Source organism: Escherichia sp. E4742, assembly GCF_005843885.1.
Classification (GTDB): domain Bacteria; phylum Pseudomonadota; class Gammaproteobacteria; order Enterobacterales; family Enterobacteriaceae; genus Escherichia.
Genome location: NZ_CP040443.1, coordinates 2,975,475 through 2,996,507 on the forward strand (window position 1 = coordinate 2,975,475; position 21,033 = coordinate 2,996,507).

Here is a 21,033-nt window from a genome sequence, read left to right on the forward strand (position 1 = left end):
ATGGTTAAGGTTTATGCTCCGGCTTCCAGTGCCAATATGAGCGTCGGGTTTGATGTGCTCGGGGCGGCGGTGGTGCCTGTTGATGGTTCCTTGCTGGGAGATGTAGTGACGGTTGAGTCAGCAGAGCGCTTCAGTCTCAACAATCTTGGACGGTTTGCAGGCAAGCTGCCGTCAGAACCGCAGGAAAATATCGTTTATCAGTGCTGGGAGCGTTTTTGCCAGGAAGTGGGTAAGCAAATTCCGGTGGCGATGACCCTGGAAAAGAATATGCCGATCGGTTCTGGCTTAGGTTCCAGCGCCTGTTCGGTGGTCGCGGCGCTGGTGGCGATGAATGAACACTGCGGTAAGCCGCTCAATGATACCCGCCTGCTGGCCTTGATGGGCGAGCTGGAAGGGCGTATCTCCGGCAGCATTCATTACGACAACGTGGCACCGTGCTTTCTTGGCGGCATGCAGTTGATGATCGAAGAAAACGGCATCATCAGCCAGCAGGTACCAGGATTTGATGAGTGGTTATGGGTGTTGGCGTATCCGGGGATTAAAGTCTCGACGGCAGAAGCACGGGCTATTTTACCGGCGCAGTATCGCCGCCAGGATTGCATTGCGCACGGGCGACACCTGGCGGGCTTCATTCACGCCTGCTATTCCCGCCAGCCTGAACTTGCCGCGAAGCTGATGAAAGATGTTATCGCTGAACCCTACCGTGAACGTTTACTACCTGGCTTCAGGCAAGCACGTCAGGCGGTCGCGGAAATAGGTGCGGTAGCGAGCGGTATCTCCGGCTCCGGGCCGACCTTGTTCGCTCTGTGCGATAAACTGGATACCGCCCAGCGAGTTGCCGACTGGTTAGGTAAGAATTACCTGCAGAATCAGGAAGGTTTTGTTCATATTTGCCGGCTGGATACGGCGGGCGCACGAGTACTGGAAAACTAAATGAAACTCTACAATCTGAAAGATCACAATGAGCAGGTCAGTTTTGCGCAAGCCGTAACGCAGGGATTGGGCAAAAATCAGGGGTTGTTTTTCCCTCATGAGCTACCGGAATTCAGCCTGACCGAAATTGATGAGATGCTGAAACTGGATTTCGTCACTCGTAGCGCGAAGATCCTCTCGGCGTTTATTGGTGATGAGATCCCACAGGAAGTTCTGGAAGAGCGCGTGCGCGCGGCATTCGCTTTCCCGGCTCCGGTTGCCAAAGTTGAAAATGACGTCGGTTGTCTGGAGTTGTTCCACGGGCCAACGCTGGCATTTAAAGATTTCGGCGGTCGCTTTATGGCGCAAATGCTGACCCATATTGCGGGCGATAAGCCAGTGACTATTCTGACTGCGACTTCCGGCGACACCGGAGCGGCAGTGGCTCACGCTTTCTACGGTTTACCGAACGTTAAAGTGGTCATCCTTTACCCGCACGGCAAAATCAGTCCACTGCAAGAAAAACTGTTCTGTACGTTGGGTGGCAATATTGAAACCGTCGCCATCGACGGCGATTTTGATGCCTGCCAGGCTCTTGTTAAACAGGCGTTCGATGATGAAGAACTAAAAGTGGTGTTGGGACTGAACTCTGCTAACTCTATTAACATCAGTCGTTTGCTGGCGCAGATTTGCTATTACTTTGAAGCCGTGGCGCAGTTGCCGCAGGAAGCGCGTAACCAGCTAGTTGTTTCAGTGCCGAGCGGAAACTTCGGCGATTTGACGGCAGGATTGCTGGCGAAATCACTCGGTCTGCCGGTGAAACGTTTTATTGCTGCCACTAACGTTAACGATACGGTGCCGCGTTTCCTGCACGACGGGCAGTGGGCGCCTAAAGCTACCCTGGCGACATTATCCAATGCGATGGATGTCAGCCAGCCAAACAACTGGCCGCGAGTGGAAGAGTTGTTCCGCCGTAAAATCTGGCAACTGAAAGAGCTGGGTTATGCGGCGGTGGATGATGAAACCACCCGGCAGACAATGCGTGAGTTAAAAGCACTGGGCTATACCTCGGAACCGCACGCTGCCGTGGCTTACCGTGCGCTGCGTGACCAGCTTCATCCAGGAGAATATGGTCTGTTCCTCGGCACCGCGCATCCGGCGAAATTTAAAGAGAGCGTGGAAGCGATTCTCGGTGAAACGTTGGATCTGCCAAAAGAGCTGGCAGAACGTGCTGATTTACCCTTACTTTCACATAGTCTGCCTGCCGATTTTGCTGCGCTGCGCAAACTCATGATGAATCATAATTAATATCCATTAAATTCCGAAAAAATAGCCGGGCTTGTGTTTATACAGCTCGGCTTTTTTGTGGAGAAAATATGAGAAAAATCGACAGAAAAAAAGGAGAAATTTTCAATAAATGCGGTAACTTAGATTGGATAATGACAACGAGGATTCTTTTACCGTAAGCTCCTTATATCGGCCCATAACTGGCAATGATAATAAGGAGTCACCTGTGAAAAAGATGCAATCTCTCTTACTCGCATTTTCCCTGATTCTGGTTGCTCCTATGGCAGCGCAGGCTGAGGAAATAATGCTGGTGCCATCAGTAAAGTTACAGATTGGCGATCGTGATTATCGCGGTTTCTACTGGGATGGCGGTTACTGGCGTGACCACGACTGGTGGCACAGAAATTATGAATGGCGAGGCAATCGCTGGCACCCATACGGACTGCAGCCGCACTATAATAATCATCGCGATCATCGTGACGATCATCGTCATGATCACCGGGATGATCATTATCCGGGGCCTGGCAGACATCACCGCTAAATATAAATGCCGGATGACCTCCGGCATTTACCGCAAACTTAACGCAGTTCGTAGCGTTTAAACACCAGTTCGCCATTGCTGGAAGAGGCTTCATCGAAGAAGTAACCTTCACTGTTAAAACCTGTCAGTTGCTCTGGCTTGGTCAGGCGATTTTTAATGATAAACCGACTCATCAGGCCACGCGCTTTTTTAGCATGGAAGCTGATGACCTTAAACTTGCCGTTCTTCTCATCGAGGAATACCGGCTTGATTATCTCAGCATTTAATTTCTTCGGTTTCACTGATTTAAAATACTCATCTGACGCCAGGTTAATCACCACCTGATCGCCTTGTGCTTCGAGCGCTTCGTTTAGCTTGTTGGTGATCACATCCCCCCAGAACTGGTACAGGTCTTTACCCCGCGCATTCTCAAGACGGATCCCCATCTCCAGACGGTATGGCTGCATTAAATCGAGCGGGCGCAGTACGCCGTACAAACCGGAAAGCATACGTAAATGCTGCTGGGCAAAAGCGAAATCTTCTTCACTAAAGGTTTCGGCTTGCAAGCCGGTATAGACATCGCCTTTAAATGCCAGAATTGCCTGCCGGGCATTCTCTGGCGTGAAATCTGGCTGCCAGTCATGAAAGCGGGTAGCGTTGAGATCGGCCAGCTTGTCACTGATTTTCATCAGCTTGCCAATCTGCGGTGCCGTTAGTTTTCGCGCTTCATGGATAAGCTGTTGGGAGTTGTCTAACAGCTCCGGCAGCGTGTAGCGTGTGGTGGCCAAAGGGCTTTGATAATCAAGTGTTTTAGCAGGTGAAATCAGAATCAACATATCCAGTCCTTGCAGGAAATTTACTGCGACTGTAGCAAAAAAAGTGGATGAGTTGATCGATAGTTGTGATTACTCCTGCGACAAATCATCCCACGCGTCAGGGGACAGTTGCTGACTGATATCCGGGTAGCGCAGCGGATCAAACACCGGACGTACACCGAGTTTACGCTGGCGCAGATAATCGCTGGCAATGATATGCACCACAGGGGAAAGCAGCAAAATCGCGGTCAAATTGGTGATTGCCATGCAGGCCATAATAATATCGGCCAGTTGCCACATCATCGGAAGGCTCAGTAGGGTGCCGCCAATGACTGTAACAAAGATACAGATACGCAGACTCCAGATAGCTTTCCGGTTGTTCAGCCGTAAAAAGAAGAGATTATTTTCGGCATAAATGTAGTTGGCGACGATCGAGCTGAAGGCAAATAGAATCACTACTATCGTGACAAATTCTGCCCCCCAGGAACCCATTAATACACGCATCGCTTTCTGAATGAGTTGGATACCTTCCAGTGGCATATAGGTGGTGCCGTTACCGGCCAGCAATATCAGCATGGCGCTTGCCGTACAAATCACCATCGTGTCGATAAAGATGCCGATCATCTGGACAACACCTTGCGCTGCCGGATGCGGTGGCCATGATGCCGCCGCCGCGGCTGCGTTCGGTGTTGATCCCATCCCCGCCTCATTGGAAAACATACTGCGCTGAAAACCGTTAGTAATCGCCTGACTCAGGGTATAACCCGCCGCGCCGCCTGCCGCTTCCTGCCAGCCAAAGGCGTTTTCAAAAATAGACCAAATAACGTGTGGAAGTTGCCCGATATTCATTGCGCAAATGACCAGGCTGGTGAGTACCCAGATTAACGCCATAATAGGGACAAACCATTGCATTAACCGGGCGACGCCATGAATGCCGTGGGTTATCGCCAACAGAGTAAAAATGGCGAGAATGACACCCGTTACTAACGGAGGGAAATCAAATGCAAAACTCATCGCGCGAGCGACAGCATTTGCCTGAACTCCGCTGAAAATCAATCCGTAGGCGATGAGCAAAAAGATAGCGAATAGCACGCCCATCCAGCGCATCCCCAATCCACGCGCCATATACCATGCCGGTCCGCCGCGAAACTGCCCATTGACGTCACGTTCTTTATAAAGCTGGGCAAGGGAACATTCGGCAAAAGAGGTCGCCATGCCAATAAATGCGGCAACCCACATCCAGAAAACGGCACCCGGTCCACCTGCGGTGATAGCCAGCGCAACGCCTGCCAGGTTGCCGCTGCCGACACGCGCGGCGAGACTGGTACACAATGATTGAAAAGAAGTTAAACCGCCTCGTTGCGGATGAATGCTATTTTTAAGACTTTTGCCAAACTGACGAATATAGCGAAATTGAACGAACCCAGAACGAAAAGTGAACCAACAGCCTGCGCCGAAGAGCAGGTAGATCATCACTGATCCCCATAGTACGTTGTTAATAAAAGAGAAAAAATCAGGCATTCGTATCCCTCTTGTCGCCAGCGCGCGGTTACATTCCTGTGTAAACGTTACCAATTGATTAAGAATTATATACGATGTGCATTGGTTGATAACGTCTGTGTAGCATACATGAGGTTTTGTTTAAAAATGGCGGGTGATATCAACGCCATGTCAGAAATCCGAAACAGTCTTGCCTGGTGATAACCCTCTTGTCTGCGGTTGCGCTGTCGTTACGTCGTGATATCATCAGGGCAGACCGGTTACATCCCCCTAACAAGCTGTTTAAAGAGAAATACTATCATGACGGACAAATTGACCTCCCTTCGTCAGTACACCACCGTAGTGGCCGACACTGGGGACATCGCGGCAATGAAGCTGTATCAACCGCAGGATGCCACAACCAACCCTTCTCTCATTCTTAACGCAGCGCAAATTCCGGAATACCGTAAGTTGATTGATGATGCTGTCGCATGGGCGAAACAGCAGAGCAACGATCGCGCGCAACAGATCGTGGACGCGACCGACAAACTGGCAGTAAATATTGGTCTGGAAATCCTGAAACTGGTTCCGGGCCGTATCTCAACTGAAGTTGATGCGCGTCTTTCCTATGACACCGAAGCGTCAATTGCGAAAGCAAAACGCCTGATTAAGCTCTACAACGATGCAGGTATTAGCAACGATCGTATTCTGATCAAACTGGCTTCTACCTGGCAGGGTATCCGTGCTGCAGAACAGCTGGAAAAAGAAGGTATCAACTGTAACCTGACTCTGCTGTTCTCCTTCGCTCAGGCACGTGCTTGTGCGGAAGCGGGCGTGTTCCTGATTTCTCCGTTTGTTGGCCGTATTCTTGACTGGTACAAAGCCAATACCGATAAGAAAGAGTACGCTCCGGCAGAAGATCCGGGTGTCGTTTCTGTATCTGAAATCTACCAGTACTACAAAGAGCACGGTTATGAAACCGTGGTTATGGGCGCAAGCTTCCGTAACATCGGCGAAATTCTGGAACTGGCAGGCTGCGACCGTCTGACCATCGCACCGGCACTGCTGAAAGAGCTGGCTGAGAGCGAAGGGGCTATCGAACGTAAACTGTCTTACACTGGTGAAGTGAAAGCGCGTCCGGCGCGTATCACCGAGTCCGAGTTCCTGTGGCAGCACAACCAGGACCCAATGGCAGTAGATAAACTGGCTGAAGGTATCCGTAAGTTTGCTGTTGACCAGGAAAAACTGGAAAAAATGATCGGCGATCTGCTGTAATCATTCTTAGCGTGACCGGGAAGTCGGTCACGCTACCTCTTCTGAAGCCTGTCTGTCACTCCCTTCGCAGTGTATCATTCTGTTTAACGAGACTGTTTAAACGGAAAAATCTTGATGAATACTTTACGTATTGGCTTAGTTTCCATCTCTGATCGCGCGTCCAGCGGCGTTTATCAGGATAAAGGCATCCCTGCGCTGGAAGAATGGCTGACATCGGCGCTAACCACGCCGTTTGAACTGGAAACTCGCTTAATCCCCGATGAGCAGGCGATCATTGAGCAAACGTTGTGTGAGCTGGTGGATGAAATGAGTTGCCATCTGGTGCTCACCACGGGCGGAACTGGCCCGGCGCGCCGTGACGTGACGCCTGATGCGACGCTGGCAGTAGCTGACCGCGAGATGCCGGGCTTTGGTGAACAGATGCGCCAGATTAGCCTGCATTTTGTACCAACTGCGATCCTTTCACGCCAGGTGGGCGTGATCCGCAAACAGGCTCTGATCCTTAACTTACCTGGTCAGCCGAAGTCCATCAAAGAGACACTGGAAGGCGTGAAGGATGCCGAGGGTAAGGTCGTGGTGCACGGTATTTTTGCCAGCGTACCGTACTGCATTCAGTTGCTGGAAGGGCCATACGTTGAAACGGCACCAGAAGTGGTTGCAGCATTCAGACCGAAGAGCGCAAGACGAGAAGTTAGCGAATAAAAAAATCCCCCCGAGCGGGGGGATCAGACTGATGACAAACGCAAAACTGCCTGATGCGCTACGCTTATCAGGCCTACGATCTTCTTGCAATATATTGAATTTGCACGATTTTGTAGGCCGGATAAGGCGTTCACGCCGCATCCGGCATAAACAAAGCGCACGTTGTTAACAATCTTATCCCTTCGAGCGGGGGGATCTTAACAATTAGTGAGACTCACCAATCGGCAGAACGGTGCGACCAAACTGCTCGTTCAGCACTTCACCCATCGCCAGATAGATTGCGCTGGCACCGCAGATCAGACCAATCCAGCCGGCAAAGTGGATGATCGCGGCGTTACCGGCAATGTTACCGAACGCCAGCAGGGCAAACAGCACGGTCAGGCTAAAGAAAACGAATTGCAGAACGCGTGCGCCTTTCAGCGTGCCGAAGAACATAAACAGCGTAAACACGCCCCACAGACCCAGGTAGACACCAAGGAACTGCGCATTTGGCGCATCGGTCAGGCCCAGTTTCGGCATCAGCAGAATCGCAACCAGCGTCAGCCAGAAAGAACCGTAAGAGGTGAAGGCGGTTAACCCGAAAGTGTTGCCTTTTTTATACTCCAGCAGACCAGCGAAAATTTGCGCGATGCCGCCGTAGAAGATGCCCATGGCAAGAATAATACCGTCCAGAGCGAAATAACCCACGTTGTGCAGGTTAAGTAGAATGGTGGTCATGCCGAAGCCCATCAGGCCCAGCGGTGCCGGATTAGCCAACTTAGTGTTGCCCATAATTCCTCAAAAATCATCATTGAATGAATGGTGAAATAATTTCCCTGAATAACTGTAGTGATTTCAGGGCGCGGCATAATAATCAGCCAATGGAGTAGTGTCCATGATCTTTTGAGGGGAAAATGAAAATTTTCCCCGATGTGAGGGATTAGGCCTGAGTGGCGCTGACAATTCGACGCAGGCAGGCAATTTGCAGGACCGCCGGAATAGTAACACGATAGGCGCTACCGCTGACGGCTTTAACTCCGTTTAATGCCGCGCCCACCGGGCCTCCTAACCCCGCGCCGCGCAGCAAACCATGCCCGAGAACGCTCATTGCTGCGTGGGTGCGTAAAATGCGGGTAAGTTGGCTGGAAAGCAGATGCGACACGCCTTTTGCCAATAATTTGTCTTTCATCAGCAGCGGCAGCAGCTCTTCCAGCTCATTCACCCTGGCATCGACCGCGTGCAGAAACTCCTGCTTATGCTCCTCGTCCATTTTCTTCCAGGTATTACGCAGAAATTGTTCCAGTAATTGTTGCTCAATTTCAAACGTAGACATCTCTTTGTCGGCTTTTAGCTTCAGCCGTTTTGAGACGTCGAGCAAAATGGCCCGGTACAGTTTGCCGTGTCCGCGAAGTTTGTTAGCGATACTATCGCCGCCAAAATGCTGTAATTCTCCGGCAATTAGCTGCCAGTTGCGGCGATGTTGCTCGGGATGCCCTTCCATCGATTTGAACAGTTCATTACGCATCAGAACGCTGGAGAGTCGAGTTTTGCCTTTTTCGTTATGGGTGAGCAAACGGGCGAAATTGGTCAGTTGCTCCTCACTACAATGCTGGAGAAAATCCAGATCTGAATCATTCAGGTAATTAACATTCATTTATTGTGGCTTCTCTGTTCAAGCGTTAATCGTCGCCGATAATTTTCAGCGTGGCCATATCGGACGAGTTCACGGTATGACCGGAAAAGGTGATTTTTGACACGCAACGTTTGTTGTCGTTATCGCTGTTAATGTTGATCCAGTTGGTGGTTTGCCCTTCTTTAATTTCGGCGGGAACATTCAGGCTTTGACTGGCGCTACGGGCGGCTTTGAAATAAACCGACGCGCCGCTCAACTGTAAATCGCCGTGGTCGGCGGTGAGTTGGATACGTTTTACGATGCGGCAAACGGGGAGTTTCAGCGCCAGATCGTTGGTTTCGTTACGCGGTATCGCAATGACGCCGAGGATTTTATGGTCGTTAGCTTGCGCCGTGTAGCACAGCATAAGGCTAAGTACCAGGCTGGCGGAAATCGTAAAAACGGATTTCATAAAGATTCTCTTAGCGGGGAGCAGTAGGGGATGAATAGCCACTAGTTTACTGCTGACGAAAAGAAGATTCAGGCATGTAATCTTTTCTTTTTATTACAATTTTTTGGTGAATGTCTTATGTTGAATTCATTCTTTATATGAATGAAATTGCCGTCTGTTTCATGTCTTCTTTTGGCATATCACGAAATTTCTGCGCAAAAGCACAAAAAATTTTTGCATCTCCCCCTTGATGACGTGGGTTACGACCCCATTTAGTAGTCAACCGCAGTGAGTGAGTCTGCAAAAAAATGAAATTGGGCAGTTGAAACCAGACGTTTCGCCCCTATTACAGACTCATACCACATGATGACCGAATATATAGTGGAGACGTTTAGATGGGTAAAATTATTGGTATCGACCTGGGTACTACCAACTCTTGTGTAGCGATTATGGATGGCACCACTCCTCGTGTGCTGGAGAACGCCGAAGGCGATCGCACCACGCCTTCTATCATTGCCTATACCCAGGATGGTGAAACTCTGGTTGGTCAGCCGGCTAAACGTCAGGCAGTGACGAACCCGCAAAACACCCTGTTTGCGATTAAACGCCTGATTGGCCGCCGCTTCCAGGACGAAGAAGTACAGCGTGATGTTTCCATCATGCCGTTCAAAATTATTGCTGCTGATAACGGCGACGCATGGGTCGAAGTTAAAGGCCAGAAAATGGCACCGCCGCAGATTTCTGCTGAAGTGCTGAAAAAAATGAAGAAAACCGCGGAAGATTACTTGGGCGAACCGGTAACTGAAGCTGTTATCACCGTACCGGCATACTTTAACGATGCTCAGCGTCAGGCAACCAAAGACGCAGGCCGTATCGCTGGTCTGGAAGTAAAACGTATCATCAACGAACCGACCGCAGCTGCGCTGGCCTACGGTCTGGACAAAGGTACTGGTAACCGTACTATCGCGGTTTATGACCTGGGTGGTGGTACTTTCGATATTTCCATTATCGAAATCGACGAAGTTGACGGCGAAAAAACCTTCGAAGTTCTGGCTACCAACGGTGATACCCACCTGGGTGGTGAAGACTTTGACAGCCGCCTGATCAACTACCTGGTTGAAGAATTCAAGAAAGATCAGGGCATTGACCTGCGCAACGACCCGCTGGCAATGCAGCGCCTGAAAGAAGCGGCAGAAAAAGCGAAAATCGAGCTGTCTTCCGCTCAGCAGACCGATGTTAACCTGCCGTACATCACTGCAGATGCGACCGGTCCGAAACACATGAACATCAAAGTGACTCGTGCAAAACTGGAAAGCCTGGTTGAAGACCTGGTAAACCGTTCCATCGAGCCGCTGAAAGTTGCACTGCAGGACGCTGGCCTGTCCGTATCTGATATCGACGACGTTATCCTCGTTGGTGGTCAGACTCGTATGCCAATGGTTCAGAAGAAAGTTGCTGAATTCTTTGGTAAAGAGCCGCGTAAAGACGTTAACCCGGACGAAGCTGTAGCTATCGGTGCTGCTGTTCAGGGTGGTGTTCTGACTGGTGACGTAAAAGACGTACTGCTGCTGGACGTTACCCCGCTGTCTCTGGGGATCGAAACCATGGGCGGTGTGATGACGACGCTGATCGCGAAAAACACCACTATCCCGACCAAGCACAGCCAGGTGTTCTCTACCGCTGAAGACAACCAGTCTGCGGTAACCATCCACGTGCTGCAGGGTGAACGTAAACGTGCGGCTGATAACAAATCTCTGGGTCAGTTCAACCTGGATGGTATCAACCCGGCACCGCGCGGTATGCCGCAGATCGAAGTTACCTTCGATATCGATGCCGACGGTATCCTGCACGTTTCCGCGAAAGATAAAAACAGCGGTAAAGAGCAGAAGATCACCATCAAGGCTTCTTCTGGTCTGAACGAAGATGAAATCCAGAAAATGGTACGCGACGCAGAAGCGAACGCCGAAGCTGACCGTAAGTTTGAAGAGCTGGTACAGACTCGCAACCAGGGCGACCATCTGCTGCACAGCACCCGTAAGCAGGTTGAAGAAGCAGGCGACAAACTGCCAGCTGACGACAAAACTGCTATCGAGTCTGCGCTGACTGCACTGGAAACTGCTCTGAAAGGTGAAGACAAAGCCGCTATCGAAGCGAAAATGCAGGAGTTGGCACAGGTTTCCCAGAAACTGATGGAAATCGCCCAGCAACAACATGCCCAGCAGCAGACTGCCGGCGCTGATGCTTCTGCAAACAACGCGAAAGATGACGATGTTGTCGACGCCGAGTTTGAAGAAGTCAAAGACAAAAAATAATCGCCCTATAAACGGGTAATTATACTGACACGGGCGAAGGGGAATTTCCTCTCCGCCCGTGCATTCATCTAGGGGCAATTAAAAAAAGATGGCTAAGCAAGATTATTACGAGATTTTAGGCGTTTCCAAAACAGCGGAAGAGCGTGAAATCAAAAAGGCCTATAAACGCCTGGCCATGAAATATCACCCGGACCGTAACCAGGGTGACAAAGAGGCCGAGGCGAAATTTAAAGAGATCAAGGAAGCTTATGAAGTTCTGACCGACTCGCAAAAACGCGCGGCATACGATCAGTACGGTCATGCGGCGTTTGAGCAAGGCGGCATGGGCGGCGGCGGTTTTGGCGGCGGTGCAGACTTCAGCGATATTTTTGGTGACGTTTTCGGCGATATTTTTGGCGGCGGACGTGGTCGTCAACGTGCGGCGCGTGGTGCTGATTTACGCTATAACATGGAGCTCACCCTCGAAGAAGCTGTACGTGGCGTGACCAAAGAGATCCGCATTCCGACTCTGGAAGAGTGTGACGTTTGCCACGGTAGCGGTGCAAAACCAGGCACGCAGCCGCAGACCTGTCCGACCTGTCATGGTTCTGGTCAGGTGCAGATGCGCCAGGGCTTCTTTGCCGTGCAGCAGACCTGTCCACACTGTCAGGGCCGCGGTACGCTGATCAAAGATCCGTGCAACAAATGTCATGGTCATGGTCGTGTTGAGCGCAGCAAAACGCTGTCCGTTAAAATCCCGGCAGGGGTGGACACCGGGGACCGCATCCGTCTTGCGGGCGAAGGTGAAGCGGGCGAACACGGCGCACCGGCAGGCGATCTGTACGTTCAGGTTCAGGTTAAACAGCACCCGATTTTCGAGCGTGAAGGCAACAACCTGTATTGCGAAGTCCCGATCAACTTCGCTATGGCGGCGCTGGGTGGCGAAATCGAAGTACCGACCCTTGATGGTCGCGTCAAACTGAAAGTGCCTGGCGAAACCCAGACCGGTAAGCTGTTCCGTATGCGCGGTAAAGGCGTCAAGTCTGTCCGCGGCGGTGCGCAAGGTGACTTGCTGTGCCGCGTTGTTGTTGAAACACCGGTAGGCCTGAACGAGAAGCAGAAACAGCTGCTGCAAGAGTTGCAAGAAAGTTTCGGTGGCCCAACCGGCGAGCACAACAGCCCGCGCTCAAAGAGCTTCTTTGATGGCGTGAAGAAGTTTTTCGACGACCTGACTCGCTAACCTCCCCAAAAGCCTGCCCGTGGGCAGGCCGGGGTAAAAACCAGGGTGCGTTGAAGATATGCGAGCACCTGTAAAGTGGCGGGGATCGCTCCCCGCCGTTGCTCTTACTCGGATTCGTAAGCCGTGAAAACAGCAACCTCCGTCTGGCCAGTTCGGATGTGAACCTCACAGAGGTCTTTTCTCGTTACCAGCGCCGCCACTACGGCGGTGATACAGATGACGATCAGGGCGACAATCATCGCCTTATGCTGCTTCATTGCTCTCTTCTCCTTGACCTTACGGTCAGTAAGAGGCACTCTACATGTGTTCAGCATATAGGGGGCCTCGGGTTGATGGTAAAATATCACTCGGGGCTTTTCTCTATCTGCCGTTCAGCTAATGCCTGAGACAGACAGCCTCAAGCACCCGCCGCTATTATACCGCTCTCTTTAACCCACTCTGTTTTATCGATTCTAATCCTGAAGACGCCTCGCATTTTTATGGCGTAATTTTTTATGAATTTAATTATTTAACTTTAATTTATCTCTTTATCGCAATTATTGACGACAAGCTGGATTATTTTTGAAATATTGTCCTAACAAACAACGCCGACTGACAACAAATTAATTATTACTTTTCCGAATTAATCCCTCAGAAATCTTGACATTAAGCTATGATTATCATGGCTTAAGGTCATCAGCCACCGCTTTCGAGCGCCAAAAACACTTCCTCTGCTGGTGACTTAATCTTCTTTATAGATCGTAAAAAGCGAATTATTCCTACACTATAATCTGATTTTAACGATGATTTGTGCGGGGTAAAATAGTTAAAACGATCTATTCACCTGAAAGAGAAATAAAAAGTGAAACATCTGCATCGATTCTTTAGCAGTGATGCCTCGGGAGGCATTATTCTCATCATTGCCGCTGTTCTGGCGATGATTATGGCCAACAGCGGCGCAACCAGTGGATGGTATCACGACTTTCTTGAGACACCGGTTCAGCTCCGGGTAGGTTCTCTTGAAATCAATAAAAACATGCTGTTATGGATAAATGACGCGCTAATGGCGATATTTTTCCTGTTAGTTGGTCTGGAAGTTAAACGCGAGCTGATGCAAGGATCGCTGGCCAGCTTGCGCCAGGCTGCGTTTCCGGTTATTGCAGCAATCGGCGGGATGATTGTCCCGGCATTACTCTATTTGGCCTTTAACTACGCCGATCCTATCACACGTGAAGGGTGGGCAATCCCGGCTGCGACTGACATTGCCTTTGCTCTCGGTGTCCTGGCGTTATTGGGAAGTCGTGTACCGTTAGCACTGAAGATCTTTCTGATGGCGCTGGCTATTATCGACGATCTTGGAGCCATCATAATCATCGCCTTGTTTTACACTAATGACTTGTCGATGGCCTCTCTTGGCGTTGCAGCTGTAGCAATTGCGGTGCTCGCGGTGCTGAACATTTGTGGTGTTCGCCGCACGGGAGTTTATATTCTGGTCGGCGTGGTGCTGTGGACCGCAGTGTTGAAATCAGGTGTCCACGCAACGCTGGCAGGTGTCATTGTCGGTTTCTTTATTCCATTGAAAGAGAAGCATGGCCGTTCTCCGGCGAAGCGCCTGGAGCATGTATTGCATCCATGGGTGGCTTATCTGATTTTGCCGCTGTTTGCTTTTGCCAATGCCGGCGTTTCTCTGCAAGGCGTGACGTTGGATGGCCTGACCTCCATCCTGCCATTAGGGATCATCGCCGGTTTGCTGATTGGCAAGCCGTTGGGTATTAGTTTGTTCTGCTGGTTGGCGCTGCGTTTGAAACTGGCTCATTTGCCAGAGGGAACCACTTATCAGCAAATTATGGCGGTTGGGATCTTGTGCGGTATCGGTTTTACTATGTCTATCTTTATCGCCAGCCTGGCCTTTGGTAGCGTAGATCCAGAACTGATTAACTGGGCGAAATTGGGCATTCTGGTTGGCTCAATCTCTTCGGCGGTAATTGGATATAGCTGGTTACGCATTCGTTTACGTCCATCAGTTTGACAGGACGATGTACCGGGGAGCCATAAATGGCTCCCTTTTCATTCTTATCAGGGAGAGAAATGAGCATGTCTCATATCAATTACAACCACTTGTATTACTTCTGGCATGTCTACAAAGAAGGTTCTGTGGTTGGCGCAGCGGAGGCGCTTTATTTAACACCACAAACCATTACCGGGCAGATCCGGGCGCTGGAAGAGCGCCTGCAAGGGAAACTATTTAAGCGTAAAGGACGTGGTCTGGAACCCAGCGAACTGGGGGAACTGGTCTATCGCTACGCCGATAAAATGTTCACCTTAAGCCAGGAAATGCTGGATATCGTCAACTATCGCAAAGAGTCCAACTTATTGTTTGATGTTGGTGTGGCAGATGCACTTTCCAAACGCCTGGTCAGCAGTGTTCTGGATGCCGCAGTTGTGGAAGACGAGCAGATCCATCTACGCTGTTTCGAATCGACGCACGAGATGCTTTTAGAGCAGTTGAGTCAGCATAAACTGGATATGATCATCTCTGACTGTCCGATCGATTCCACTCAGCAGGAAGGGCTGTTTTCCATGAAAATTGGCGAGTGTGGTGTCAGTTTCTGGTGCACTAACCCGCTGCCAGAAAAGCCGTTTCCTGCCTGTCTGGAAGAGCGTCGCTTACTTATTCCGGGGCGTCGCTCAATGTTGGGACGCAAGCTATTAAACTGGTTTAACTCTCAGGGCTTAAATGTTGAAATTCTGGGGGAGTTTGATGATGCGGCGTTGATGAAAGCCTTTGGAGCGACGCATAACGCTATTTTCGTTGCACCTTCGCTGTACGCCAATGATTTTTATAATGATAACTCGGTTGTGGAGATAGGGCGAGTTGAGAACGTTATGGAAGAGTACCACGCCATTTTTGCCGAAAGGATGATTCAACACCCAGCGGTACAGCGTATTTGCAATGCCGATTACTCTGCGCTGTTTATGCCTGTCGCGAAATAACCATTTGTACTTTGCAGGCTGCAGTTTGGCCTGCAAACATAAAAAAACCCGCTTGCGCGGGCTTTTTTACAAAGCTGACAACAACAGACAATTAAGCCAGTTTGTTGATCTGTGCAGTCAGGTTAGCCTTATGACGTGCAGCTTTGTTTTTGTGGATCAGACCTTTAGCAGCCTGACGGTCCACGATCGGTTGCATTTCGTTAAATGCTTTCAGTGCAGCAGCTTTGTCGCCAGCTTCGATAGCTGCGTATACTTTCTTGATGAAAGTACGCATCATAGAGCGACGGCTTGCGTTGTGCTTACGAGCCTTTTCAGACTGAATGGCGCGCTTCTTAGCTGATTTGATATTAGCCAAGGTCCAACTCCCAAATGTGTTCTATATGGACAATTCAAAGGCCGAGGAATATGCCCTTTTAGCCTTCTTTTGTCAATGGATTTGTGCAAATAAGCGCCGTTAATGTGCCGACGCTCGTTACGTAGTGATGGCGCAGGATTCTACCAGCTTGCGGGGTGTGAATACAGCTTTTCCGCGATAAAAATTGCATCAGGCCGTGAGTTTCTGCCCGTGATTTGCGCCATGGCAATGAAAAGCCACTTCTTTCTGATTTCGGTACTCAATCGCCGGTTAACCTTGACCGCTGTACAAGGTATACTCGGACGATTTTCACTGTTTTGAGCCAGACATGAAGCTGATACGCGGCATACATAATCTCAGCCAGGCCCCGCAAGAAGGGTGTGTGCTGACTATTGGTAATTTCGACGGCGTGCATCGCGGTCATCGCGCGTTGTTACAGGGCTTGCAGGAAGAAGGGCGCAGGCGAAACTTACCGGTGATGGTGATGCTTTTTGAACCTCAACCACTGGAACTGTTTTCTACCGATAAAGCCCCGGCAAGACTGACCCGACTGCGGGAAAAACTGCGTTACCTTGCAGAGTGTGGCGTAGATTACGTGCTGTGCGTGCGTTTCGACAGGCGCTTTGCGGCGCTGACTGCGCAAAACTTCATCAGCGATCTACTGGTGAATCATTTGCGGGTAAAATTTCTCGCCGTGGGTGACGATTTCCGCTTTGGCGCTGGTCGTGAAGGCGATTTCTTGTTATTACAGAAAGCTGGCGTGGAATACGGCTTTGACATTACCAGTACGCAAACTTTTTGCGAAGGTGGCGTGCGTATCAGCAGCACCGCTGTGCGTCAGGCACTGGCAGACGATAATCTGGCTCTGGCAGAAAGTTTACTGGGGCACCCGTTTGCCATCTCCGGACGTGTGGTCCACGGTGATGAATTAGGGCGCACTATAGGTTTCCCGACGGCGAATGTACCGCTACGCCGTCAGGTTTCCCCGGTGAAAGGGGTTTATGCGGTGGAAGTGCTGGGCCTCGGTGAAAAGCCGTTACCCGGCGTTGCAAACATCGGTACGCGCCCAACGGTTGCAGGTATCCGCCAGCAGCTGGAAGTGCATTTGTTAGATGTTGCAATGGACCTTTACGGTCGCCATATACAAGTAGTGCTGCGTAAAAAAATACGCAGTGAGCAGCGATTTGCGTCGCTGGACGAACTAAAAGCGCAGATTGCGCGTGATGAATTAACCGCCCGCGAATTTTTTGGGCTAACAAAACCGGCTTAAGCCTGTTATGTAATCAAACCGAAATACGGAACCGAGAATCTGATGAGTGACTATAAATCAACCCTGAATTTGCCGGAAACAGGGTTCCCGATGCGTGGCGATCTCGCCAAACGCGAACCGGGAATGCTGGCGCGTTGGACTGATGATGACCTGTACGGCATCATTCGTGCGGCTAAAAAAGGCAAAAAAACCTTCATTCTGCATGATGGCCCTCCATATGCGAATGGCAGCATTCATATTGGTCACTCGGTTAACAAGATTCTGAAAGACATAATCATCAAGTCCAAAGGACTTTCCGGTTATGACTCGCCGTATGTGCCTGGCTGGGACTGCCACGGTCTGCCGATCGAGCTGAAAGTAGAGCAGGAATACGGTAAGCCGGGTGAGAAATTCACCGCTGCTGAGTTCCGCGCAAAGTGCCGCGAATATGCTGCTACCCAGGTTGACGGTCAGCGCAAAGACTTTATCCGTCTGGGCGTATTGGGCGACTGGTCGCACCCGTACCTGACCATGGACTTCAAAACTGAAGCCAACATCATCCGTGCGCTGGGCAAAATCATCGGCAACGGTCACCTGCACAAAGGCGCGAAGCCGGTACACTGGTGCGTTGACTGCCGTTCTGCACTGGCGGAAGCGGAAGTTGAGTATTACGACAAAACTTCTCCGTCCATCGACGTTGCTTTCCAGGCGGTCGATCAGGATGCATTGAAAGCAAAATTTGGCGTCAGCAATGTTAACGGCTCAATTTCGCTGGTTATCTGGACCACTACGCCGTGGACTCTGCCTGCGAACCGTGCAATCTCTATTGCACCAGACTTCGACTATGCGCTGGTACAGATTGACGGTCAGGCCGTGATTCTGGCGAAAGATCTGGTTGAAAGCGTAATGCAGCGTATCGGCGTGACCGATTACACCATTCTCGGCACGGTAAAAGGTGCGGAGCTTGAGCTGCTGCGCTTTACCCATCCGTTTATGGGCTTCGACGTTCCGGCAATCCTTGGCGATCACGTTACGCTGGATGCTGGTACCGGTGCCGTTCACACCGCGCCAGGCCACGGTCCTGACGACTATGTGATCGGTCAGAAATACGGTCTGGAAACCGCTAACCCGGTTGGCCCGGACGGCACTTATCTGCCGGGCACTTACCCGACGCTGGATGGCGTGAACGTCTTCAAAGCGAATGACATCGTCGTTGCGCTGCTGCAGGAAAAAGGCGCGCTGCTGCACGTTGAGAAAATGCAGCACAGCTATCCGTGCTGCTGGCGTCACAAAACGCCGATCATCTTCCGCGCGACGCCGCAGTGGTTCGTCAGCATGGATCAGAAAGGTCTGCGTGCGCAGTCACTGAAAGAGATCAAAGGCGTGCAGTGGATCCCGGATTGGGGCCAGGCGCGTATCGAGTCGATGGTCGCTAACCGTCCTGACTGGTGTATCTCCCGTCAGCGCACCTGGGGCGTACCGATGTCACTGTTCGTGCATAAAGACACGGAAGAGCTGCATCCGCGTACCCTTGAACTGATGGAAGAAGTGGCAAAACGCGTTGAAGTTGACGGCATCCAGGCGTGGTGGGATCTCGATGCGAAAGAGATCCTGGGCGACGAAGCTGACCAGTATGTGAAGGTGCCGGATACGCTGGACGTATGGTTTGACTCCGGCTCTACCCACTCTTCTGTTGTTGATGTGCGCCCGGAATTTGCCGGTCACGCCGCGGACATGTATCTGGAAGGTTCTGACCAGCACCGCGGCTGGTTCATGTCTTCCCTGATGATCTCCACCGCGATGAAAGGCAAAGCGCCGTATCGTCAGGTACTGACCCACGGCTTTACCGTGGATGGTCAGGGTCGCAAGATGTCTAAATCCATCGGCAACACCGTTTCGCCGCAGGATGTGATGAACAAACTGGGCGCGGATATTCTGCGTCTGTGGGTGGCATCAACTGATTACACCGGTGAAATGGCCGTTTCTGACGAGATCCTGAAACGTGCTGCCGACAGCTATCGTCGTATCCGTAACACCGCACGCTTCCTGCTGGCAAACCTCAATGGTTTCGATCCGGCAAAAGATATGGTGAAACCGGAAGAGATGGTGGTACTGGACAGATGGGCCGTAGGTTGTGCGAAAGCGGCACAGGAAGACATCCTCAAGGCGTACGAAGCATACGATTTCCACGAAGTGGTACAGCGTCTGATGCGCTTCTGCTCCGTTGAGATGGGGTCCTTCTACCTCGACATCATCAAAGACCGTCAGTACACCGCCAAAGCGGACAGCGTGGCGCGTCGTAGCTGCCAGACTGCGCTGTATCATATCGCAGAAGCGCTGGTGCGCTGGATGGCACCAATCCTCTCCTTCACCGCTGATGAAGTGTGGGGCTACCTGCCGGGCGAACGTGAAAAATACGTCTTCACCGGTGAGTGGTACGAAGGTCTGTTTGGTCTGGCAGACAGTGAAGCGATGAACGATGCGTTCTGGGACGAGCTGTTGAAAGTGCGTGGCGAAGTGAACAAAGTCATTGAGCAAGCGCGTGCCGACAAGAAAGTGGGCGGCTCGCTGGAAGCGGCAGTGACGCTGTATGCAGAATCGGAACTGGCGGCGAAACTGACCGCGCTGGGCGATGAATTACGATTTGTCCTGTTGACCTCCGGCGCTACCGTTGCAGACTATAACGACGCACCTGCTGATGCTCAGCAGAGCGAAGTACTCAAAGGGCTGAAAGTCGCGTTGGGTAAAGCCGAAGGTGAGAAGTGCCCACGCTGCTGGCACTACACCCAGGATGTCGGCAAGGTGGCGGAACACGCAGAAATCTGCGGCCGCTGTGTCAGCAACGTCGCCGGTGACGGTGAAAAACGTAAGTTTGCCTGATGAGTCAATCGATCTGTTCAACAGGGCTACGCTGGCTGTGGCTGGTGGTGGTCGTGCTGATTATCGATCTGGGCAGCAAATACCTGATCCTCCAGAACTTTGCTCTGGGGGATACGGTCCCGCTGTTCCCGTCGCTTAATCTGCATTATGCGCGTAACTATGGCGCGGCGTTTAGCTTCCTTGCCGATAGCGGCGGCTGGCAGCGTTGGTTCTTTGCCGGTATTGCGATTGGTATTAGTGTGATCCTGACGGTGATGATGTATCGCTCGAAGGCTACGCAAAAGCTAAACAATATCGCTTACGCGCTGATTATTGGCGGCGCGCTGGGCAACCTGTTCGACCGTCTGTGGCACGGCTTTGTGGTCGATATGATCGACTTCTACGTCGGCGACTGGCACTTCGCCACCTTCAACCTTGCCGATACTGCAATCTGTGTCGGTGCGGCACTGATTGTGCTGGAAGGTTTTTTGCCTTCTAAAGCGAAAAAACAATAATAAACCCTGCCGGATAAGGCGTTTACGCCGCATCCGGCAAAAATCCTCAAATACAAGAGCAAACCTGCATGTCTGAATCTGTACAGAGCAATAGCGCCGTCCTGGTGCACTTCACGCTAAAACTCGACGATGGCACCACCGCCGAGTCTACCCGCAACAACGGTAAACCGGCGCTGTTCCGCCTGGGCGATGCTTCTCTTTCCGAAGGGCTGGAGCAACACCTGCTGGGGCTGAAAGTGGGCGATAAAACCACCTTCTCGCTGGAGCCTGATGCGGCGTTTGGCGTGCCGTCACCGGACCTGATTCAGTACTTCTCCCGCCGTGAGTTTATGGATGCAGGCGAGCCAGAAATTGGCGCAATTATGCTTTTTACCGCAATGGATGGCAGTGAGATGCCTGGCGTGATCCGCGAAATTAACGGCGACTCCATTACCGTTGATTTCAACCATCCGCTGGCCGGGCAGACCGTTCATTTTGATATTGAAGTGCTGGAAATCGATCCGGCACTGGAGGCGTAAC

At 51.2% G+C, this 21,033-nt stretch carries 21 protein-coding genes; 14 read left to right on the forward strand and 7 right to left on the reverse strand.

Going from position 1 to position 21,033, the window contains the following annotated elements; genetic code table 11:
• The 3 genes from thrB to FEM44_RS14545 all read left to right on the forward strand — a co-directional run bounded on the left by thrB (window position 1) and on the right by FEM44_RS14545 (window position 2,740).
• Window positions 1–933, forward strand: coding sequence for a homoserine kinase (gene thrB, locus FEM44_RS14535; RefSeq protein WP_135491888.1), 933 nt, complete (start codon window positions 1–3; stop codon window positions 931–933).
• Entirely contained in the window at window positions 934–2,220 is a 1,287-nt protein-coding gene (gene thrC / locus FEM44_RS14540; protein WP_135523739.1) for a threonine synthase, read from the forward strand. It abuts the gene before it with no gap.
• A gap of 205 nt (window positions 2,221–2,425) precedes the next feature.
• Window positions 2,426–2,740, forward strand: a complete 315-nt coding sequence (locus tag FEM44_RS14545; protein ID WP_130217502.1) for a DUF2502 domain-containing protein — start codon at window positions 2,426–2,428, stop codon at window positions 2,738–2,740.
• Between the two features lie 38 nt (window positions 2,741–2,778).
• Here the strand turns inward: FEM44_RS14545 and yaaA are convergent, their stop codons facing one another.
• Together yaaA and FEM44_RS14555 are read right to left on the reverse strand one after the other, a co-directional pair.
• The gene (gene yaaA / locus FEM44_RS14550) at window positions 2,779–3,555 is read right to left on the reverse strand and encodes a peroxide stress protein YaaA (protein WP_130204817.1); all 777 of its coding nucleotides are present in this window, start codon (window positions 3,553–3,555) and stop codon (window positions 2,779–2,781) included.
• Window positions 3,556–3,624: 69 nt separating this feature from the next.
• Window positions 3,625–5,055: an alanine/glycine:cation symporter family protein gene (locus FEM44_RS14555; RefSeq protein WP_135523740.1), complete on the reverse strand. Its 1,431-nt coding sequence runs from the start codon at window positions 5,053–5,055 to the stop codon at window positions 3,625–3,627.
• Window positions 5,056–5,334: 279 nt separating this feature from the next.
• Here FEM44_RS14555 and tal point away from each other — a divergent pair, with 279 nt between their 5' ends.
• Window positions 5,335–6,288: a transaldolase gene (tal, locus tag FEM44_RS14560; protein WP_000130187.1), complete on the forward strand. Its 954-nt coding sequence runs from the start codon at window positions 5,335–5,337 to the stop codon at window positions 6,286–6,288.
• A 114-nt stretch (window positions 6,289–6,402) separates the two neighbouring features.
• Window positions 6,403–6,990 carry a molybdopterin adenylyltransferase gene (gene mog, locus FEM44_RS14565; protein WP_130204821.1) on the forward strand — a complete coding sequence of 196 codons (588 nt, stop codon included), beginning with the start codon at window positions 6,403–6,405 and terminating at the stop codon, window positions 6,988–6,990.
• 204 nt (window positions 6,991–7,194) lie between these two features.
• On the opposite strand, the gene satP is transcribed toward mog, so the two are convergent.
• From satP to FEM44_RS14580, 3 genes are all read right to left on the reverse strand, one after another.
• Window positions 7,195–7,761 (reverse strand): acetate uptake transporter, encoded by a 567-nt coding sequence (gene satP, locus FEM44_RS14570; protein ID WP_135523741.1) that lies wholly within the window; start codon window positions 7,759–7,761, stop codon window positions 7,195–7,197.
• A 148-nt stretch (window positions 7,762–7,909) separates the two neighbouring features.
• Window positions 7,910–8,623, reverse strand: a complete 714-nt coding sequence (gene msyB / locus FEM44_RS14575) for an acidic protein MsyB (protein ID WP_135523742.1) — start codon at window positions 8,621–8,623, stop codon at window positions 7,910–7,912.
• A 25-nt stretch (window positions 8,624–8,648) separates the two neighbouring features.
• Window positions 8,649–9,053 (reverse strand): DUF2541 family protein, encoded by a 405-nt coding sequence (locus FEM44_RS14580; protein ID WP_135523743.1) that lies wholly within the window; start codon window positions 9,051–9,053, stop codon window positions 8,649–8,651.
• A gap of 374 nt (window positions 9,054–9,427) precedes the next feature.
• Here FEM44_RS14580 and dnaK point away from each other — a divergent pair, with 374 nt between their 5' ends.
• Entirely contained in the window at window positions 9,428–11,344 is a 1,917-nt protein-coding gene (gene dnaK / locus FEM44_RS14585; protein WP_000516135.1) for a molecular chaperone DnaK, read from the forward strand.
• An 88-nt stretch (window positions 11,345–11,432) separates the two neighbouring features.
• Window positions 11,433–12,563 carry a molecular chaperone DnaJ gene (dnaJ, locus tag FEM44_RS14590; RefSeq protein WP_001118464.1) on the forward strand — a complete coding sequence of 377 codons (1,131 nt, stop codon included), beginning with the start codon at window positions 11,433–11,435 and terminating at the stop codon, window positions 12,561–12,563.
• A 104-nt stretch (window positions 12,564–12,667) separates the two neighbouring features.
• Here the strand turns inward: dnaJ and mokC are convergent, their stop codons facing one another.
• Window positions 12,668–12,820 carry a type I toxin-antitoxin system toxin MokC gene (gene mokC, locus FEM44_RS14595; protein WP_000809168.1) on the reverse strand — a complete coding sequence of 51 codons (153 nt, stop codon included), beginning with the start codon at window positions 12,818–12,820 and terminating at the stop codon, window positions 12,668–12,670.
• Between the two features lie 584 nt (window positions 12,821–13,404).
• Here mokC and nhaA point away from each other — a divergent pair.
• Together nhaA and nhaR are read left to right on the forward strand one after the other, a co-directional pair.
• Complete coding sequence (gene nhaA, locus FEM44_RS14600; RefSeq protein WP_000681376.1) at window positions 13,405–14,571, forward strand: Na+/H+ antiporter NhaA; 1,167 nt, start codon at window positions 13,405–13,407, stop codon at window positions 14,569–14,571.
• 59 nt (window positions 14,572–14,630) lie between these two features.
• Entirely contained in the window at window positions 14,631–15,536 is a 906-nt protein-coding gene (nhaR, locus tag FEM44_RS14605; RefSeq protein WP_135486694.1) for a transcriptional activator NhaR, read from the forward strand.
• 91 nt (window positions 15,537–15,627) lie between these two features.
• On the opposite strand, the gene rpsT is transcribed toward nhaR, so the two are convergent.
• Complete coding sequence (rpsT, locus tag FEM44_RS14610; RefSeq protein WP_001274019.1) at window positions 15,628–15,891, reverse strand: 30S ribosomal protein S20; 264 nt, start codon at window positions 15,889–15,891, stop codon at window positions 15,628–15,630.
• 102 nt (window positions 15,892–15,993) lie between these two features.
• Between rpsT and FEM44_RS14615 the strand changes: the two genes are divergently transcribed.
• The 5 genes from FEM44_RS14615 (at window position 15,994) to fkpB (ending at window position 21,032) form a co-directional block, all read left to right on the forward strand.
• Window positions 15,994–16,212, forward strand: coding sequence for a DUF2575 family protein (locus FEM44_RS14615; RefSeq protein ID WP_064525381.1), 219 nt, complete (start codon window positions 15,994–15,996; stop codon window positions 16,210–16,212).
• Between the two features lie 7 nt (window positions 16,213–16,219).
• Entirely contained in the window at window positions 16,220–17,161 is a 942-nt protein-coding gene (ribF, locus tag FEM44_RS14620) for a bifunctional riboflavin kinase/FAD synthetase (RefSeq protein WP_135523744.1), read from the forward strand.
• A 42-nt stretch (window positions 17,162–17,203) separates the two neighbouring features.
• Window positions 17,204–20,020 carry an isoleucine--tRNA ligase gene (gene ileS, locus FEM44_RS14625; protein ID WP_135523745.1) on the forward strand — a complete coding sequence of 939 codons (2,817 nt, stop codon included), beginning with the start codon at window positions 17,204–17,206 and terminating at the stop codon, window positions 20,018–20,020.
• Entirely contained in the window at window positions 20,020–20,514 is a 495-nt protein-coding gene (lspA, locus tag FEM44_RS14630; RefSeq protein WP_000083379.1) for a signal peptidase II, read from the forward strand. Before ileS ends, lspA begins: the two co-directional genes overlap by 1 nt.
• 68 nt (window positions 20,515–20,582) lie before the next feature.
• Window positions 20,583–21,032 carry an FKBP-type peptidyl-prolyl cis-trans isomerase gene (gene fkpB / locus FEM44_RS14635; RefSeq protein WP_000004655.1) on the forward strand — a complete coding sequence of 150 codons (450 nt, stop codon included), beginning with the start codon at window positions 20,583–20,585 and terminating at the stop codon, window positions 21,030–21,032.
• Window position 21,033 lies beyond the last annotated feature (1 nt).

Coding starts and splice junctions, on each gene's coding strand:
- tal (WP_000130187.1), top strand. CDS start 5,335: ATGACGGACAAATTGACCTCCCTTCGTCAGTACACCACCGTAGTGGCC.
- dnaJ (WP_001118464.1), top strand. CDS start 11,433: ATGGCTAAGCAAGATTATTACGAGATTTTAGGCGTTTCCAAAACAGCG.
- thrB (WP_135491888.1), top strand. CDS start 1: ATGGTTAAGGTTTATGCTCCGGCTTCCAGTGCCAATATGAGCGTCGGG.
- lspA (WP_000083379.1), top strand. CDS start 20,020: ATGAGTCAATCGATCTGTTCAACAGGGCTACGCTGGCTGTGGCTGGTG.
- satP (WP_135523741.1), bottom strand. CDS start 7,761: ATGGGCAACACTAAGTTGGCTAATCCGGCACCGCTGGGCCTGATGGGC.
- dnaK (WP_000516135.1), top strand. CDS start 9,428: ATGGGTAAAATTATTGGTATCGACCTGGGTACTACCAACTCTTGTGTA.
- thrC (WP_135523739.1), top strand. CDS start 934: ATGAAACTCTACAATCTGAAAGATCACAATGAGCAGGTCAGTTTTGCG.
- nhaR (WP_135486694.1), top strand. CDS start 14,631: ATGAGCATGTCTCATATCAATTACAACCACTTGTATTACTTCTGGCAT.
- FEM44_RS14615 (WP_064525381.1), top strand. CDS start 15,994: ATGTGCCGACGCTCGTTACGTAGTGATGGCGCAGGATTCTACCAGCTT.
- ileS (WP_135523745.1), top strand. CDS start 17,204: ATGAGTGACTATAAATCAACCCTGAATTTGCCGGAAACAGGGTTCCCG.
- mokC (WP_000809168.1), bottom strand. CDS start 12,820: ATGAAGCAGCATAAGGCGATGATTGTCGCCCTGATCGTCATCTGTATC.
- FEM44_RS14555 (WP_135523740.1), bottom strand. CDS start 5,055: ATGCCTGATTTTTTCTCTTTTATTAACAACGTACTATGGGGATCAGTG.
- mog (WP_130204821.1), top strand. CDS start 6,403: ATGAATACTTTACGTATTGGCTTAGTTTCCATCTCTGATCGCGCGTCC.
- FEM44_RS14580 (WP_135523743.1), bottom strand. CDS start 9,053: ATGAAATCCGTTTTTACGATTTCCGCCAGCCTGGTACTTAGCCTTATG.
- fkpB (WP_000004655.1), top strand. CDS start 20,583: ATGTCTGAATCTGTACAGAGCAATAGCGCCGTCCTGGTGCACTTCACG.
- msyB (WP_135523742.1), bottom strand. CDS start 8,623: ATGAATGTTAATTACCTGAATGATTCAGATCTGGATTTTCTCCAGCAT.
- yaaA (WP_130204817.1), bottom strand. CDS start 3,555: ATGTTGATTCTGATTTCACCTGCTAAAACACTTGATTATCAAAGCCCT.
- ribF (WP_135523744.1), top strand. CDS start 16,220: ATGAAGCTGATACGCGGCATACATAATCTCAGCCAGGCCCCGCAAGAA.